15 protein-coding genes and 1 pseudogene are annotated in these 16044 nt (G+C 42.1%); all 16 read left to right on the top strand.

Features of this window, described 5'->3' with window-relative positions; genetic code table 11:
• Positions 1-29 precede the first annotated feature (29 nt).
• The 16 genes and pseudogenes from gap to G6W45_RS09080 all read left to right on the top strand — a co-directional run bounded on the left by gap (position 30) and on the right by G6W45_RS09080 (position 16042).
• Positions 30-1028, top strand: a complete 999-nt coding sequence (gene gap, locus G6W45_RS09150) for a type I glyceraldehyde-3-phosphate dehydrogenase (RefSeq protein ID WP_084041155.1) — start codon at positions 30-32, stop codon at positions 1026-1028.
• Positions 1029-1044: 16 nt separating this feature from the next.
• Entirely contained in the window at positions 1045-2247 is a 1203-nt protein-coding gene (locus G6W45_RS09145; RefSeq protein WP_194168280.1) for a phosphoglycerate kinase, read from the top strand.
• Complete coding sequence (locus G6W45_RS09140; RefSeq protein WP_194168279.1) at positions 2244-2942, top strand: triose-phosphate isomerase; 699 nt, start codon at positions 2244-2246, stop codon at positions 2940-2942. Before G6W45_RS09145 ends, G6W45_RS09140 begins: the two co-directional genes overlap by 4 nt.
• Before the next feature lie 323 nt (positions 2943-3265).
• The gene (gene fabI / locus G6W45_RS09135; RefSeq protein ID WP_194168278.1) at positions 3266-4084 is read left to right on the top strand and encodes an enoyl-ACP reductase FabI; all 819 of its coding nucleotides are present in this window, start codon (positions 3266-3268) and stop codon (positions 4082-4084) included.
• A 163-nt stretch (positions 4085-4247) separates the two neighbouring features.
• On the top strand, positions 4248-4409 hold the full coding sequence (locus G6W45_RS09970; RefSeq protein ID WP_275944607.1) for a DUF2625 family protein: 162 nt from the start codon (positions 4248-4250) through the stop codon (positions 4407-4409).
• A pseudogene (locus tag G6W45_RS09965) lies at positions 4366-4578 on the top strand (DUF2625 family protein); the annotation flags it as partial. The gene G6W45_RS09970 and the pseudogene G6W45_RS09965, both read left to right, overlap by 44 nt.
• Before the next feature lie 668 nt (positions 4579-5246).
• A complete protein-coding gene (locus tag G6W45_RS09125) occupies positions 5247-7250 on the top strand; it encodes a TonB-dependent receptor domain-containing protein (RefSeq protein ID WP_194168277.1) in 2004 nt (667 codons plus the stop codon).
• Between the two features lie 128 nt (positions 7251-7378).
• The gene (locus G6W45_RS09120) at positions 7379-8725 is read left to right on the top strand and encodes an FAD-dependent oxidoreductase (RefSeq protein WP_194168276.1); all 1347 of its coding nucleotides are present in this window, start codon (positions 7379-7381) and stop codon (positions 8723-8725) included.
• A 38-nt stretch (positions 8726-8763) separates the two neighbouring features.
• Positions 8764-9441 (top strand): DUF4272 domain-containing protein, encoded by a 678-nt coding sequence (locus G6W45_RS09115; RefSeq protein WP_242039093.1) that lies wholly within the window; start codon positions 8764-8766, stop codon positions 9439-9441.
• 45 nt (positions 9442-9486) lie between these two features.
• On the top strand, positions 9487-10545 hold the full coding sequence (locus tag G6W45_RS09110; RefSeq protein WP_194168274.1) for an NAD-dependent epimerase: 1059 nt from the start codon (positions 9487-9489) through the stop codon (positions 10543-10545).
• A gap of 9 nt (positions 10546-10554) precedes the next feature.
• Positions 10555-11133, top strand: coding sequence for a DNA-3-methyladenine glycosylase I (locus G6W45_RS09105; RefSeq protein WP_194168273.1), 579 nt, complete (start codon positions 10555-10557; stop codon positions 11131-11133).
• On the top strand, positions 11133-11981 hold the full coding sequence (locus tag G6W45_RS09100) for a DNA ligase (RefSeq protein ID WP_194168292.1): 849 nt from the start codon (positions 11133-11135) through the stop codon (positions 11979-11981). The genes G6W45_RS09105 and G6W45_RS09100 overlap by 1 nt, the downstream gene beginning before the upstream one ends.
• An 80-nt stretch (positions 11982-12061) precedes the next feature.
• Positions 12062-13045 (top strand): UDP-glucose 4-epimerase GalE, encoded by a 984-nt coding sequence (gene galE, locus G6W45_RS09095; RefSeq protein ID WP_194168272.1) that lies wholly within the window; start codon positions 12062-12064, stop codon positions 13043-13045.
• 8 nt (positions 13046-13053) lie between these two features.
• Complete coding sequence (locus G6W45_RS09090) at positions 13054-14376, top strand: UDP-glucose dehydrogenase family protein (RefSeq protein ID WP_194168271.1); 1323 nt, start codon at positions 13054-13056, stop codon at positions 14374-14376.
• Complete coding sequence (locus G6W45_RS09085; RefSeq protein ID WP_194168270.1) at positions 14373-14813, top strand: ecotin family protein; 441 nt, start codon at positions 14373-14375, stop codon at positions 14811-14813. Before G6W45_RS09090 ends, G6W45_RS09085 begins: the two co-directional genes overlap by 4 nt.
• Positions 14810-16042 carry a nucleotide sugar dehydrogenase gene (locus G6W45_RS09080; RefSeq protein WP_087586191.1) on the top strand — a complete coding sequence of 411 codons (1233 nt, stop codon included), beginning with the start codon at positions 14810-14812 and terminating at the stop codon, positions 16040-16042. The genes G6W45_RS09085 and G6W45_RS09080 overlap by 4 nt, the downstream gene beginning before the upstream one ends.
• Positions 16043-16044: the final 2 nt, after the last annotated feature.

Raw genomic sequence — 16044 nt, 5'->3', positions numbered from 1 at the left:
TAGGCGTAATTATATCAAAAGGAGCTAAGATGTCAGTTAAAGTAGCAATAAACGGCTTCGGGCGTATCGGCAGGTGCGCTGCTCGTATTATTTTAGAGCGAGACGACGTTGAGCTTGTTGCCATCAACGATACGGCGACGCGCGACATGACGCGCTATCTGCTCAAATACGACAGCGTGCATGGCGAATTTAAGCAAGACGTTAAGGTGATAAGCGACGATTTTATAGAAGTAAATGGCAAAAAGATAAGAGTTTTTTCAACAAGGGATCTAAACGAGCTTAGCTACGCAGACTACGGTGCAGACGTGGTTTTAGAGTGTACGGGTAAGTTTTTGACCACTGAAAAGTGCGAGCCGTATCTAGCTCGAGGCATCAAAAAAGTCGTTATGAGCGCTCCGGCAAAAGACGACACGGCGACGTTCGTAGTCGGCGTAAACGACGATAAATACGCAGGCGAAGCGATCGTCTCAAACGCAAGCTGCACCACAAACGGCCTAGCTCCAGTGGCAAAGGTGCTAAACGATAAATTTGGCATCGTAAAAGGACTCATGACCACGATCCACGCCTACACCAACGGTCAGAGTCTAGTAGATGTAAAGGCTAAAGACTTCCGCCGCTCGCGTGCTGCAGCCCTAAATATCGGACCTACGACCACCGGAGCCGCAAAGGCGATCGCAAAAGTACTTCCCGAGCTAAACGGCAAGATGCACGGACAAAGCGTGCGCGTACCAGTAGCAAACGTCTCTATGGTAGATTTAACGGCGGTTTTAAAAAGACCTGCTAGCAAAGAGGAGATAAACGAGGCGTTTAGAGCGGCTGCTGAGTCAAATTTAAAGGGAATTTTATTCGTCGATGACGATTATAGGGTTAGCAGCGACTTTTGCACGAGCGCATACAGCAGCATCGTGGCGAGCGACACTACGCAGGTCATAGCTGATGATATGGTGAAGGTCTTTGCATGGTACGACAACGAGTGGGGCTACTCGACAAGGCTTGTAGACCTAGCTAAGATCGTGGCTACGAAGTAAATTTAAAGGGTAAAAAATGAGTGAAATTTTATCGATCAACGATCTTGAGCTCGGCGGCGCGAAGGTATTTGTCAGGTGCGATTTTAACGTGCCGATGGACGAGTTTTTAAACATCACCGACGACCGCCGTATCCGCTCGGCGATCCCTACGATCCGCTACTGCCTAGATAACGGCTGCAGCGTGGTTTTGGCTAGTCATTTAGGGCGACCTAAAAACGGCTTTGAGGAGAAATTTTCGCTGCGAGGCGTGGCAAAGAGGCTATCAAGGCTGCTTGATAGAGATGTGATATTTGCCGAGGACGTGGTCGGCGCGGACGCCAAAGCTAAAGTCGCAGCGCTAAAACCGGGCGAAATTTTACTTCTTGAAAATTTACGCTTTGAAAAGGGCGAAACCAAAAACGACGAGGCGTTAGCTGCCGAGCTCGCTAAATACGGCGAATTTTACATCAATGACGCGTTTGGCGTCTGCCACAGAGCGCACAGCTCGGTCGAGGCGATCACTAAATTTTACGACGAGAAGCATAAGGCGGCGGGATTTTTGCTACAAAAGGAGATAAATTTTGCCCAAAATCTCATCAAACATCCTGCGCGCCCGTTCGTCGCGGTCGTCGGCGGTAGTAAGGTAAGCGGCAAGCTTCAAGCCTTGCATAACCTTTTACCACGCATCGATAAGCTCATAATTGGCGGCGGTATGGCATTTACATTTTTAAAATCACTTGGAGAAAACATCGGAAATTCGCTCCTTGAAGAAGAACTCATCGAAGATGCAAGGCAAATTTTACAAAAAGGCAAAGAGCTAGGAGTGAAAATTTACCTGCCAGTGGATGTCGTCGCTGCTCAGACATTTTCAGCTGAAAGTGCCGTAAAATATGTCCCTGCGCAGGAAATCCCAAGCGGCTGGATGGGGCTTGACATCGGACCTGCGTCTATTAGGCTATTTAAAGAGGTCATCGCCGATGCGCAAACTATCTGGTGGAACGGACCTATGGGCGTTTTTGAGATGGATAAATTTAGCAAGGGTAGCATCAAAATAAGCCACGCTATCATCGACACTCACGCGACAACCGTCGTTGGCGGTGGCGATACGGCTGACGTGGTCGAGCGCGCGGGAGATGCCGACGAGATGACCTTTATCTCCACGGGCGGAGGTGCGAGCTTGGAGCTCATCGAGGGCAAGGAGCTGCCGGGTATAAAACCGCTTAGAAAGGCTGCGGAGTGAGGTTTTTAGCAAATTTAAAGTGCAATCACACGAGAGCTAGCTTTGCTAAATACGCTGAAATTTTAGATGCAAATTTAAGCGCAAACGACGACGTGACGGTATTTCCTCCGTTTAGCGCGCTTGATGGCGCGGCTCATAAATTTAAACTCGGCGCGCAAAATTTCTACCCGTGCGAAAGCGGCGCTCACACCGGCGAGATCGGCAAGGCGATGCTGGACGAGTTTGGCGTAAAAAGTGTACTGATCGGACACTCCGAACGGCGTGAGCTGGGCGAGAGCGAGGAGCTTTTGCGAGCTAAATTTGACTTCGCCGTAAAAGCGGGCTGGCAGATCGTCTACTGCATCGGCGAAAATTTGAGCGTGAACGAAGCTGGCGGTACGAAGGAGTTTTTGGCGGAGCAGCTGAAAAATATCGACCTTGGCTACGAGCGGCTACTGATCGCCTACGAGCCCGTGTGGGCGATAGGTACGGGCAAGAGTGCGAGCACGGAGCAGATAGAGAATGTTTTAAATTTCATCCGCGAGCAGACGAGCGCGCCGCTGCTTTACGGCGGAAGTGTAAATACCGCAAATATCGGCGGGATAGCTGGTATAGCGAACTGTGACGGAGTACTAGTAGGCACGGCGAGCTGGGACGCGACGAAGTTTTTGGAGCTTATACGCGTTGTCTCGCATCGCTATACTTCGTTGTCTTAAAATTTTGCTCGGTCATTACCTGCGTGGTAACTCCCGTCGCAAAATTTTAAGTCGCCTAGTCTAGCTTTGCGATACTGTCGCTATCCAATTTGGTTTCAAATTTGGCGTTTTCGCGAGATTTCGCGAATTTTAATTTATAGAATTTTAAGTCAAATTGCGCAGGATTTTTCGCTTAGTCAAGGCAAAATTTAAAAATAAACAGAGTAAGCATATAGTTTGTGAGTATTGCTTTTAAATTTTTAATGAAAGATAAATAACTCTGCTTGTAGCTGTAAGCTTGTGAAGCAGAAAAAGTTAAGTAGCTTTAATAAAAAGGAGAACAAATGATACTAAAAGGTAAAAAAGGTCTAATCATCGGCGTTGCTAACGCTAAGTCAATAGCTTATGGCATTGCAAAAGCTTGCTGCGATCAAGGTGCGCAGATGGCATTTACATATCTAAATGACGCTCTTAAAAAGCGCGTAGAGCCGATCGCAGAGGAGTTTGGTAGCAAATTTGTTTACGAACTTGATGTGAATAATCAGGCACATTTAGATGGGCTTGCTGGTCAAATCAAAAAAGACCTTGGCGAGATCGATTTTGTTGTGCATGCAGTGGCTTACGCACCAAAAGAAGCGCTTGAGGGTGAGTTTGTAAACACGAGCAAAGAAGCCTTTGATATAGCGATGGGTACTAGTGTTTATTCGCTACTAAGCCTTACTCGTGCGGTTTTGCCAGTGCTAAAAGAGGGTGGCTCGGTGCTTACTCTTACATACCTTGGTGGACCAAAATTTGTGCCACACTACAACGTAATGGGCGTTGCTAAAGCAGCACTTGAAAGCTCGGTTCGCTACCTAGCGCACGACCTTGGTGCTAAAAATATCCGCGTAAATGCAATCAGTGCAGGCCCTATCAAAACGCTTGCTGCAAGCGGTATAGGCGATTTTAGGATGATTTTACGCTATAACGAAGTAAATAGCCCGCTAAAACGCAACGTCACGACTGAAGATGTCGGTAACAGTGCTATGTATCTGCTTAGTGACCTAGCTAGCGGTGTAACAGGCGAAGTTCACTACGTAGACTGCGGCTATAACATCATGGGCATGGGCGACGTGGCTACCGACGCCGAAGGTAACACGATCCTAGCTTGGGACGCAAAATAATCTATTAATACAATTTTTTGGCGGGGCGACTCGCCAAATTATTCTTTAAAATTTCACCAAATTTACCGCAAGGGCATACAAAATGAGCTTTAGATGAGCTTATAGACGCAATAGGCTAGGCTGGGCACTGATCAAGGAATGGCTAAAAGAGGCTAATGAAATTTTGTCTCTTGATGAAAGCATGGTGCAAAGCGAGCTTTTAGGACTTCAAGTAACTACTCGCTCGCATATGGGAGCGCTTGTTTATGAGTGTAGCAACATTGTGAGGTGGTTGGCCGCGCCTACTTGGTTCAGGATGCGAGCAGATAAAGCGTGGAATTTATAGCTTTAACCTTGACAAAAGCTTTAGTGAGATAGGGCAGATGCCTAGCAATTTGCTCGTGGCAAACGATGTTTTGTGTAAAATTTTCGCTATAAACAGCGGTGTCTTTGGCGGCAAAGCTGGCAATGTCTTTTACTGCGTGCCAGATAGCGGCAAATGGGAGGATACGTAGCTTGGCTACTCGTAGTTTTTATACTGGGTGCTTTGTGGCGATATATCTAAATTTTACAAGCTTTATCACTAGGATGGCTGGCCTGAGGATGTAAGAAATTTTAGCCTTGATAGGATGATATTTGTACTACTGCCGATACTTTGGCAAGGCGTCGACATAAGTTTAAGACTAAAAGACTTTAAAAAAGATGATATTTATGTGAATTAATATTTCATTTTTGCCTTCAAGGGTGTCTAGTAAATTTATATAATACTTCCAGTAGATCCAAGAGTTTTGCTCTATCTTATTTAAAATTTATAATTTTTTTTCATAATCTACTTAAGAGTGTTTATAAAAACAATTCTGAGCATTAAAAAGCAAAATTTATTTTAGATTTCTTAAGCTTTTCTTGATAAAAATTATCTACAAAATTTAAGAATTTTTATACTTATAAGACTTTTTCTATTAAAAATTAACCTTATTTACTACCTTGATAAAATCATATAATTTTATCCTTTATTTCGATATCTAATTAATTTATTAGATAATTAGAATTTAAAAATAGTTTATATTTTTGCCAAAAAACTCAAAAATTTATCCAAAATTTATACTTAAAATTATAATATTCAATCTCAAAATTGTGCTATAAAATTAAAATAGTAATTTTAATAACCAAATTAGGAGGAAATATGAGATTTAAAAGCTTATTTAAACTCTCTCTTGCAGCAAGCATAGCAGTTTGTGCAAACGGGGCAGACGAGAGCGTATTAAGCGGAGTTGAGGTAACAAGTAGTAGTGGCGGATACGGCGTTGATGACATCAAAATTTCAACTAGAAATGCTAGCCTAGTAAAAGACGTGATGAGAGATATCCCTGGGGTTTACGTAGGCGGAACAAACGGCATGAATCAAAAAATTTACATGAGGGGCGTTAGCGACCGCGGTCTAAATATCACGATAGATGGCGCAAAACAAAACGGAAATACCTTTCACCACAATGCCGACTTGCTGATCGATCCAGATCTTATAAAAGCTGTTGATGTCGAGGTTGGCTCAAGATCAGTGGTAAACGGCTCGGGTGCGCTTGGCGGTTCAGTCGCCTTTAAAACGGTCGATGCAAAAGACTTGCTTAATGATGGTGAGATCATAGGCGCAAAGATAAAGACAGGATACGCCTCAAATAACAGCGAATTTTCACAAGGTCTTATGCTATTTACTACTCCAGTTGAAGGGCTTGATTTTATAGCAGCTATTAATCACAAGGGCTACGACTACGGCAAAAGCGGCAACAAAAGAAAGATAGGCGGCGACGGAAACGATCTTAGCTATCTTTTAAAGCTTGGTTATAGCTTCCTTGATGCACATAGAATTTCTATCTCAAGAGAACATAATGAATTTAAAGGCATGTATCCAATGAGAGCCGAGTTTGGCAGCTGGTATACTGGTCGATTTCCTGTTGATAACCGAAAATATGAACGTGATACTACAACGCTAAAATACGAGTACAAACCAAGCAATCTTCTAAATTTAGATGTAACGGTATACAATACCGAGCATAAAAAAGATGACCCGGTCTTAAAAATTTTAGGCGTAAAAACAAACGGCATAAATGCAAAGGCTAAGAGTATAGTCGAGACCGGCGCTTTGACGCAGACTTTTAGATATGGCGCTGAGTTTTACCAAAGTAAAAATTTCAACAAACCAGACAATCACTACCCAGAAAAGGTAAATAACTACTCTATCTACGCAGAAGATGCGCTAAATTTTAGCTCACTAACCGTTACTCCTGGCATCAGATACACTCATCACGAGCTAAAAAGCTACGATGGTAGAGCCGGAAATGTAAAGAGCTACACTTATAAATACAATGAATTTACCCCAGCACTTGCACTTGATTATGAGATACTTAAAGGTCTTAACGCTTTTGCAAGCTATGCAAGAGTCTTTAGAGGGCCTGATGTCATGGAGTCTATGAATGCTAGTAGAGCAGAAAATTTTGAAGCAAATAAAGATCTAAAAGCAACGACTGGTAATAGCTATGAAACTGGTCTTAAATATCATGGCGACATAAATGAAGCTAGCTCATATAGCCTCTCTGCAAAATACTTCATGACAAAATATAAAAACTTAATCGTAGATAATGGCTCTTATGTGACTGGAACGCCGCCAATAACTATATCCAGACGTATAAATGCTGGTGGAGCTGATATAAGTGGCGTTGAGCTACTTGCAAGGCTAAATTTAGACGCACTAAGCCTAGCTGCTAGCTACACTCACCAAAAGGTAAAATATAAAGATAGGGTCGCTAAGGCAAGCGGTGGCTACTATACCTCAAACGTTATCGGCTACCGCGATCAAGGTGATAAATATACATTTAATGCAGAGTACGCATTTTCTAGCATTGATACACTAATAGGCTACAACCTAATCTACTTTGCCTCAAAAAATACCATATCAGCTGGCGATAGTGAAAATGCCAAGATACCAAGCTATGCGGTCAGCGATATCTATGCTAGCTATACGCCAAGTAGCGGTAAATTTAAAGGACTAGAGATAAATGCTGGAATTTATAACCTCTTTAATAAAACTTATGCTTCGCAGTCTCAAAGAATGGCTGATTATACAGGCAATCCAGACTATGTAGACTGGGAGCCGGGTAGAAATTTCAAAGTAAACGTATCTTATAAATTTTAACTTTAAGGCAAGGTGAAAGCCTTGCCAAATTTCTCTTTTATATAAAAATTCTAGCTTTTTTCACCATGCTGTTTGTTTTAAAATTAATATAGTATCATTTTGGCGACTAAACTTTTTTGGGAGAAAAAATGAGGCAGAAGCACTTTGAAGTGGTAATTGTCGGAGCAGGCATTAGTGGGACGGCGCTCTTTTACGAGTTGGCTGCATTTAGTGATATAAAAAAGGTTGCACTTTTAGAAAAATATGACTGCGTAGCTACTCTAAATTCAAACGGCAAAGGCAACTCACAAACCATTCATTGTGGCGATATCGAGACAAACTACACGCTAGAAAAGGCAAAAAAAGTCTCTCGTGTGGCAAATATGCCAGTAAAATATGCTCTAAAATACAATCTTGATGGCAAATATATGTTCGCTCATCAAAAGATGGCACTAGCTATCGGAGATGCTGAAGTAGAGCGCATGAAAGAGCGATATGAGAGTTTTAGAGAGCTTTTTCCTTATCTTGAAATTTATGACAAAGAGAAGTTAAAACAAATCGAGCCAAACGTCGTTTTTGACGCAAATGGCAATGAGAGGCCAGAAAACATCATCGCCATAGGCACGCAAAATGGGCAGTTTACGACGATGGACTTTGGTGGCTTAGCAAACTCACTTGTGCAAAATACGCTAAATTTAGGCGCAGATGGTTATGAGATCAGCCTAAACTCAGAAGTAACTGATATAAAAAAGGCGGGCGATACATTTCACATAAAGATAAATGATGGCGAAGTGATCACTGCAAACTACGTTGTAGTAGATGCTGGAGGGCATTCGCTATTTTTGGCTCACAAAATGGGTTATGGGCTTCATCTTAGCACATTGCCCGTTGCTGGAAGCTTTTATTTCGCAAAAAAACGCCTACTAAATGGCAAAGTCTATATGGTACAAAACGATAAGCTGCCATTTGCCGCTCTTCACGGCGATCCAGATATCCTAGCTAACGGAAACACTCGCTTTGGACCAACAGCTCTAGTCATACCAAAACTAGAGAGATACCACGGCTGTTCAAGCTTTTTTGACTTTTGTAAATGCCTAAAATTTGATAAAAATGTCTTTGAAGTCTTTACAAATCTCTTAAAAGATAGCGACATCAGATCTTATATTTTGAGAAATTTCTTATTTGAAGTGCCATTTATCAATAAAAAAGAATTTGTAAAAGACGCCAGAAAGATCGTACCAAGCCTAAGTGAAAACGATCTGAGCTATGCTGTAAATTTTGGCGGCGTAAGGCCACAAGTTATCGACCGTAATAAAAAGTGCCTTGAGCTTGGCGAGGGCAAGATAAGTACAGGCGAGGGCATAAGTTTTAATATGACTCCAAGCCCTGGGGCTACTAGTTGCTTTGAAATAGCAAGAACTGATATGATCGAAGCCTGTAAATTTTTAGGTAAAAATTTTAACGAAGAGAAATTTAACGTTGAGTTTTTTGGGTAAAAATGGGAGTGTTTGATATTTTTAAAAAAGGTGCGGATATGCCAAAAACAGCACAACAAAGAAAAGATGAGAGCATAAAAATTTTAAAAAAAGAGGGTGTGGCTATGCTTGAGAGTCTGCCACTAAGGTATGACAATAGTGAAGTTACGCCAAGAAGCGTTGATGAGATCATTGCTCGTGCGGTTTGCTCATTTACGGCCATCATGTGTGCTTGCACTATCCGCGACAATGGCCACTTAAGTGAAGATGAGATAGCCTGGGCTAAAGACTTTTTGGGCGATTTTTATGGCGATCTAAGTGTAAAAGAAAAAGAGGTCGTAGAGGGAAGGGCTGATATAAATTTGGCCGTAAATATGGGCTGGAAGTATGAGTCGCTTTGGATCTTGCTTTGGGCGCTTGGCATAGCTGAGGATATCGGTGAGATGGATAAAATTTGCGACTGCGAGTTTGTGATGAATGTTTTTAGAGAGGGTGGACTCAAAAACCGCTCAAAATCGCGCAGTTTGGATGAAATTTTAAGCAAACTTGACCTAGTTTATCGTTATCACTGGGCGTGTGTGGACGCAAGGATAAATGGCAAAAAGGTTGCTGGACTTGACGAAGAGGTCGTTATGGAAAGACGTGCAGGGCTTGAGTGGTTATGTTGCAAAGGGCAAGAAAATGACGACTTAAGAGCTGAATTTAACGCTTGGGACTACCCTGATCTAAATACGTAAATTTACATTTCTGCACTAAAATAAGCCAAAAATGAAAGGAAAAATATGAAAATTTTAGTAACTGGAACAGCTGGATTCATAGGATTTCATCTTGCGAATACCCTTGTGGCACGTGGCGATGAGGTCGTTGGGTATGACGTGATAAATGACTATTACGACGTAAATTTAAAGCTTGCACGCCTAAAAACGGCTGGCTTTGACGTGAGCGAGATAGACTATGGCAAGCTTATCATCTCAAAAACACATCCAAATTTAAAATTTATAAAAGCTGATCTTGCCGACGAAAAGACGATGAAAGAGCTTTTTGCCAAAGAAAAATTTGACGTAGTGGTAAATTTAGCCGCACAAGCTGGCGTTCGCTACTCGCTCATAAATCCAAAAGCTTACATCGACAGCAACATCACAGGCTTTGTGAATATCCTCGAATGCTGCCGCCACAATGAGATCAAAAATTTAGTCTATGCAAGCTCTAGCTCGGTTTATGGCCTAAATGAGAACATGCCATTTTCTACGCACGAGGCGGTAAATCACCCTATAAGCCTCTACGCAGCGACTAAAAAGAGCAACGAGATGATGGCGCACACTTATAGCCACCTATTTAACGTGCCAACGACTGGACTTCGCTTTTTTACAGTTTATGGACCATGGGGACGCCCTGATATGGCGCTATTTTTGTTTGTCGACGCTGCGCTTAAAGATAAAACTATCGACGTCTTTAACTACGGCAAGATGAAGCGTGACTTTACCTACGTGGATGACATAGTAAAGGGCATCATTAAGTGCATCGACAACCCTGCTAAGCCAAATCCGGCTTGGGATGCGAAACACCCAGATCCTGCTACTTCAAAAGCGCCGTTTAAGGTCTATAATATCGGCAACAACAGCCCAGTCGAGCTCATGGACTACATCAAGGCAGTTGAGATAAAGATCGGTCGTGAGATCAAGAAAAATTTCCTCCCACTTCAAGCAGGCGACGTACCAGCGACATTTGCTGATGTGAGCGACTTGGTGGCTGACTTTGACTACAAGCCAAATACAAAAGTAAACGACGGCGTGGCCAAATTTGTCGAGTGGTATTGCGAGTTTTACGGAGTTAAAATTTAAGGAAAGCAGATGAGGCGATGTGAATGGGCAAAAGGCGAGCTTGATATAACTTACCACGATAACGAGTGGGGTAAAGTAGTAAAAGATGATAGAAAATTTTTCGAAATGATAGTTCTGGAGGGCTTTCAGGCGGGACTTTCGTGGCATGGAGTGCTTCAAAAAAGAGAAGCCATGAGAGAGGCGTTTGATGGCTTTGATCCAGAGAAGATCAAGCTTTACGGCGAGGCTGAGATAGCGAAATTTATGCAAAATGAGAGGCTGATCCGTAATAGATTAAAACTAAAATCACTCGCTATAAATGCCCTTGCATTTTTATCCGTAACCAAAGAATTTGGCAGCTTTTATGACTATTTGTGGGGATATTTGTTAAGAAAATTTGACCCAAAATTTGACGGCAAACAGATCATAAATCACTATCAAGATATCAAACAAGTGCCAGCCACTACGCCGATGTCTGATTTTGTGGCAAAGGAGCTAAAAAAGCGAGGGTTTAAATTTTTAGGCTCTGTTAGCACCTATGCATTTTTGCAAAGTGTGGGCGTTGTAGACGATCATATGGATTATTGCTTTTGCAAGGCAAAAGCTTGATTAGAATATTTTTTGCGGTTTTACTCCTTTTAAATTTTGCATTTTCTCTTGACTTGCTGAGACTTAGCGAGTATAAAGAGCAAAACGTCTCAGGCTGGCTAGCTAGCGAAAAGCTTGATGGCGTGCGTGCCTACTGGGACGGAGAGAATTTACTCTCAAGGCAGGGTAAAAGGCTGAATGCGCCGCTAAGTTTTACTAAAAATTTCCCAAAATTTGCACTCGATGGCGAGCTTTACGCAAAAGAGCTTAAATTTGAAGAAATTCAAGCAACAGTGATGGATAAGTTGCCCGATGAAAAAGCGTGGGGCAGGCTTAAATTTCACGTTTTTGACGTGCCAGAGGCAAGTGGTGGCTTACTTGATAGGCTTGAAGTTTTGGCTAAATTTCTAAAAAATAAGCCAAATGACAATTTAATCATCATAAAACAGATAAAAATGCGTGATAACGCTCAATTTTTGAAATTTACTGAAAGTATCATCGCAAAAGGCGGCGAGGGAGCAGTGGTGCGTGAGCCAAATGCACCGTACGAGCGAAAAAGAAGCAAAAATGCACTTAAATTTAAGAAATTTAAAGATGCCGAGTGTGAAGTGACCGCTATAAATAAAGGTAGTGGCAAATACGCAAAATTTGCTGGCTCGCTTACCTGCAAAGCGCTTGGTGGCAAGCAAGGTGAAGAAAAAGCTGGCGAGCCAAAATCTGGCACTATCTTTAAAATAGGCTCAGGACTAAGCGATGAAAAGCGCCGAAATCCCCCAAAAACAGGCTCTATCATCACATATAAATTTCAAAATTTAACCTCTAATGGCAAGCCAAGATTTCCAATATTTTTGAGGGTTAGAGAGGATTAAATTTTATTCAAAAGCCTTGCTTTACTTTTGCTTTACCCTATTTTTGATAAAATTAACCACTTTTTACGAAAGGCTTAAACTTGAAAATTTTAGTAACAGGTGGTGCTGGATACATCGGCAGCCACGTAGTAAAAGCACTTTTAAAGCAAGGCAATGATGAGATAACCATCATCGATAATCTCTGCAAAGGCTCACAAAAAGCACTTGAGGCGCTCCAAAAAATCGGAAATTTTAAATTTATAAATGCAAATTTAGAAGATGATCTAAGTGAAATTTTCGCAAATGGTAAATTTGATGCTATCATCCATTTTGCGGCGTTTATCGAGGTTTTTGAGAGTATGAGCGAACCACTAAAATACTATCTAAACAACACCGCAAACGTTGCGAGGGTGCTAAGATACGCAAAGACTTACAATGTAAATAAATTTATATTTAGCTCAACAGCCGCAGTTTACGGCGAGCCAGAAGTGGCAGAAGTTAGTGAAACAACGCCTACAACCCCTATAAATCCATACGGCAGAAGCAAACTCATGAGCGAGCAGATCATCAAAGACTACGCCATTTCAAATGGAAATTTTAAATTTGCAATACTTCGCTACTTTAATGTCGCAGGCGCGGATGAGGAGGGGTTAATCGGTCAAAACTATCCAAATGCTACGCACCTTATCAAAGTAGCTGTGCAAACTATACTTGGCAAGCGCGATAGCATGGGTATCTTTGGCGATGACTACGCTACAAAAGACGGCACATGCGTAAGAGACTATATCCATGTTAGTGACCTAGCAGATGCACACGTAAGCGCACTTGAATACATCGGCCAAAATGGCAGCGAAACTTTTAACGTGGGATATGGTAGAGGATTTAGCGTAAAAGAGGTCATCGAGACCGCAAAAAAAGTAAGCGGAGTAAATTTTAAAGTGCTAAATGCGCCAAGAAGGGACGGCGACCCAGCTATCCTAATCTCAAACGCAAGCAAACTACGCTTGCTAACAAGCTGGAAGCCAAAAAGAGATGATCTGGCTCTCATCATAAAAACCGCCCTTGAGTGGGAAAAGAAAATTTAAGGATAAGTATGAAAGTAGCTGTGATTGGAACCGGATACGTTGGACTAGTAAGTGGTGCATGCTTTGCTAAGATGGGCAACAGCGTGATCTGCGTCGATGTTGATAGCAAAAAGATCGAAGCGCTAAAAAACGGCGTCGTGCCTATATATGAGCCAGGGCTTGCTGATATCGTGAGCGAGTGCTACAAAAATGGCTCGCTTAAATTTAGCACGCAGATAACTGAGGCGCTAGAGCATGCAGATGTGCTATTTATCGCAGTTGGCACGCCTATGGGCGCTGATGGACAGGCGGATTTAAAATATGTCCTCTCAGTTGCGAAATCGATCGGAGAAAATTTAAGCAAACCGCTAATCGTAGTTGATAAATCAACCGTTCCAGTGGGCACTGGAGCTAAGGTGCATGAGGTTATCGAGGCTGAGCTTAAAAAGCGAAATGTAGAGGTTAAATTTGAAGTCGTCTCAAACCCAGAGTTTTTAAAAGAGGGCGCGGCGGTTGAGGACTTTTTAAAGCCAGATCGCGTAGTTATCGGAGCTAGCAGTGAGTGGGGCTTTAGCGTGATGAGAGAGCTTTATGAGCCATTTATGAAAAATCACGACAGGCTCATTTGTATGGATGTAAAGTCAGCCGAGATGACAAAATACGCTGCAAATTCGATGCTGGCAACCAAAATAAGCTTCATAAACGAGATAGCAAATATCTGTGAACGTGTGGGTGCTGATGTAAATTTAGTAAGAAAAGGTATCGGCAGCGACTCAAGGATCGGATATAGCTTCATCTATCCCGGCTGCGGATACGGCGGTAGCTGCTTTCCAAAAGACGTCGAGGCGCTTATATACACCGCTAGACAAAACGGATTTGAGCCAGAGCTTTTAAACGCGGTCGAGTCAAGAAATAAGGCTCAAAAAAGAGTGCTATTTGAGAAAATTTATAACTTTTTTGGCGGCGATCTAAAGGGCAAGACGATTGCGCTTTGGGGGCTTGCATTTAAGCCAAATACCGATGATATGAGAGAGGCTAGCTCGCTAACTTTGATAAAACTTTTAGACGAAGCTGGCGCGAAAGTGGTGGCGTATGATCCAAAATCAAGCGAAGAAGCTAAAAAATATATGCCAAATTTAGATGTAAAATACGCTAAAAATAAATATGACGCGCTTAATAACGCCGATGCTATGGTGCTTGTGACCGAGTGGAGCGAGTTTAGATCGCCTGATTTTATGGAGATCAAAGAGAGGCTAAAAAATGCTGTCATATTTGACGGACGCAACCAATACAACGCTAAAATTTTAGCCGAGCATGGATTTAAGTATTTCCAAATCGGAGTAAAGGCATGAGAAAAATTTTACTTTTTATCGCAGCTTGCACGCTTCCTTTTGCACTTTTGGCGGGCGAAAACGCACCAAAAACCGAGGAAAATATTTTTGAGCTACCTATTTCAAAGATGCCGCCTGATTATTTTAAATACGAAGTCGCTTTTTTTAAAGATATAGAAATCGACTGCAACTTCGCCTTTTTGCTCGGCGGAAAGCTTGAAGAAAAAGAGGACGCGCGCGGGATTTATTACGAATTTAGCGGCGGGGATGAGCTAGCGCAAACGATGATGCTCTGCAAGGACGGAAAGAAAAAGAGGCGGGTTTATTACGAATTCACTAAAATTTTACCAGGCATTAGCCCTATTAGAATCATAACTCCAAAAGGTGTAAGTGCGGAAATAAGAATGTATGAACGCGTAAAAAAGATAGAAGCAAAAAAAGAAAGGAAAAGTAAATGAAAATAGCAGTAGTAGGACTAGGATATGTTGGACTTCCACTTGCAGCAGCTTTTAGCGAAAAGTACGAAGTAGTAGGTTTTGATGTAAATGCAAAACGTATAGAAGAGCTTAAAAGTGGCTATGATAGAACGCTTGAGCTTAGCAATGAGCAGATGAAAAAAGCGATCGATAATGGCATGAAATTTAGCTTAAATTTAGATGATATTAGAAGTTGCAACTTCTTCATCGTGACCGTCCCGACTCCGATAGATAAGAACAAACGCCCTGATCTAACTCCAGTCGTAAAAGCGACTGAGAGTGTGGCAAAAGTGCTTAAAAAAGGCGACATCGTTGTTTATGAGAGCACCGTTTATCCAGGCGTTACAGAAGAAATTTGCGTGCCACTTCTTGAAAAAAGTGGGCTTAAATTTAACAAAGATTTCTTCTGCGGCTACTCTCCAGAGCGTATAAATCCAGGTGACAAAGAGCACACTGTAACTAAGATCAAAAAGATTACAAGTGGTTCAACCCCAGAGATCGCTGACAAAGTCGATGAAATTTATCGCTCGATCATCACAGCTGGCACTCACAAAGCTTCAAGTATCAAAGTAGCCGAGGCTGCAAAGGTCATCGAAAACACACAGCGCGACATCAACATCGCCTTTATAAACGAGCTTGCGATGCTGTTTGAAAAGCTTCACATCAACACTATTGATGTGCTTGAGGCTGCAGGTACTAAGTGGAATTTCTTAAATTTCCGCCCAGGTCTAGTTGGTGGTCACTGCATCGGCGTAGATCCATATTATCTAACTCACAAAGCTCAAGAGGTAGGCTATCATCCTGAAATGATCCTAGCAGGCCGCCGCATCAATGATGATATGGGTAGATACGCAGCTGATCAAGTGATAAAACTAATGATAAGAAAAGGCGTGCTTATCAACAAAGCCCGCGTGCTTGTTCTTGGTATGACATTTAAAGAAAACTGCCCAGATATAAGAAATTCTCGCGTTATAGACGTGGTTGATGAGTTAAAAGACTTTGGCTGCAAGGTCGATGTGACCGATCCTTGGGCTGATAGCACTGAGGTAAAACACGAGTACGGCTTTGATCTAGTAAAAGAGTATAACCTAGATGACTACGACTGCATCGTGATTGCCGTAGCTCACAATGAGTTTAAAAAGCTAAATTTAAAAGGTCATTTAGTTTATGATATAAAAAATATCTACCCAGAGGCTGACGCTAGACTGTAAGG

It is taken from the genome of Campylobacter concisus (assembly GCF_015229955.1).
Classification (GTDB): domain Bacteria; phylum Campylobacterota; class Campylobacteria; order Campylobacterales; family Campylobacteraceae; genus Campylobacter_A; species Campylobacter_A concisus_AT.
The sequence above is the reverse complement of the archived record's forward strand: the minus strand, read 5'-3'. Positions and strand labels throughout refer to the sequence as shown.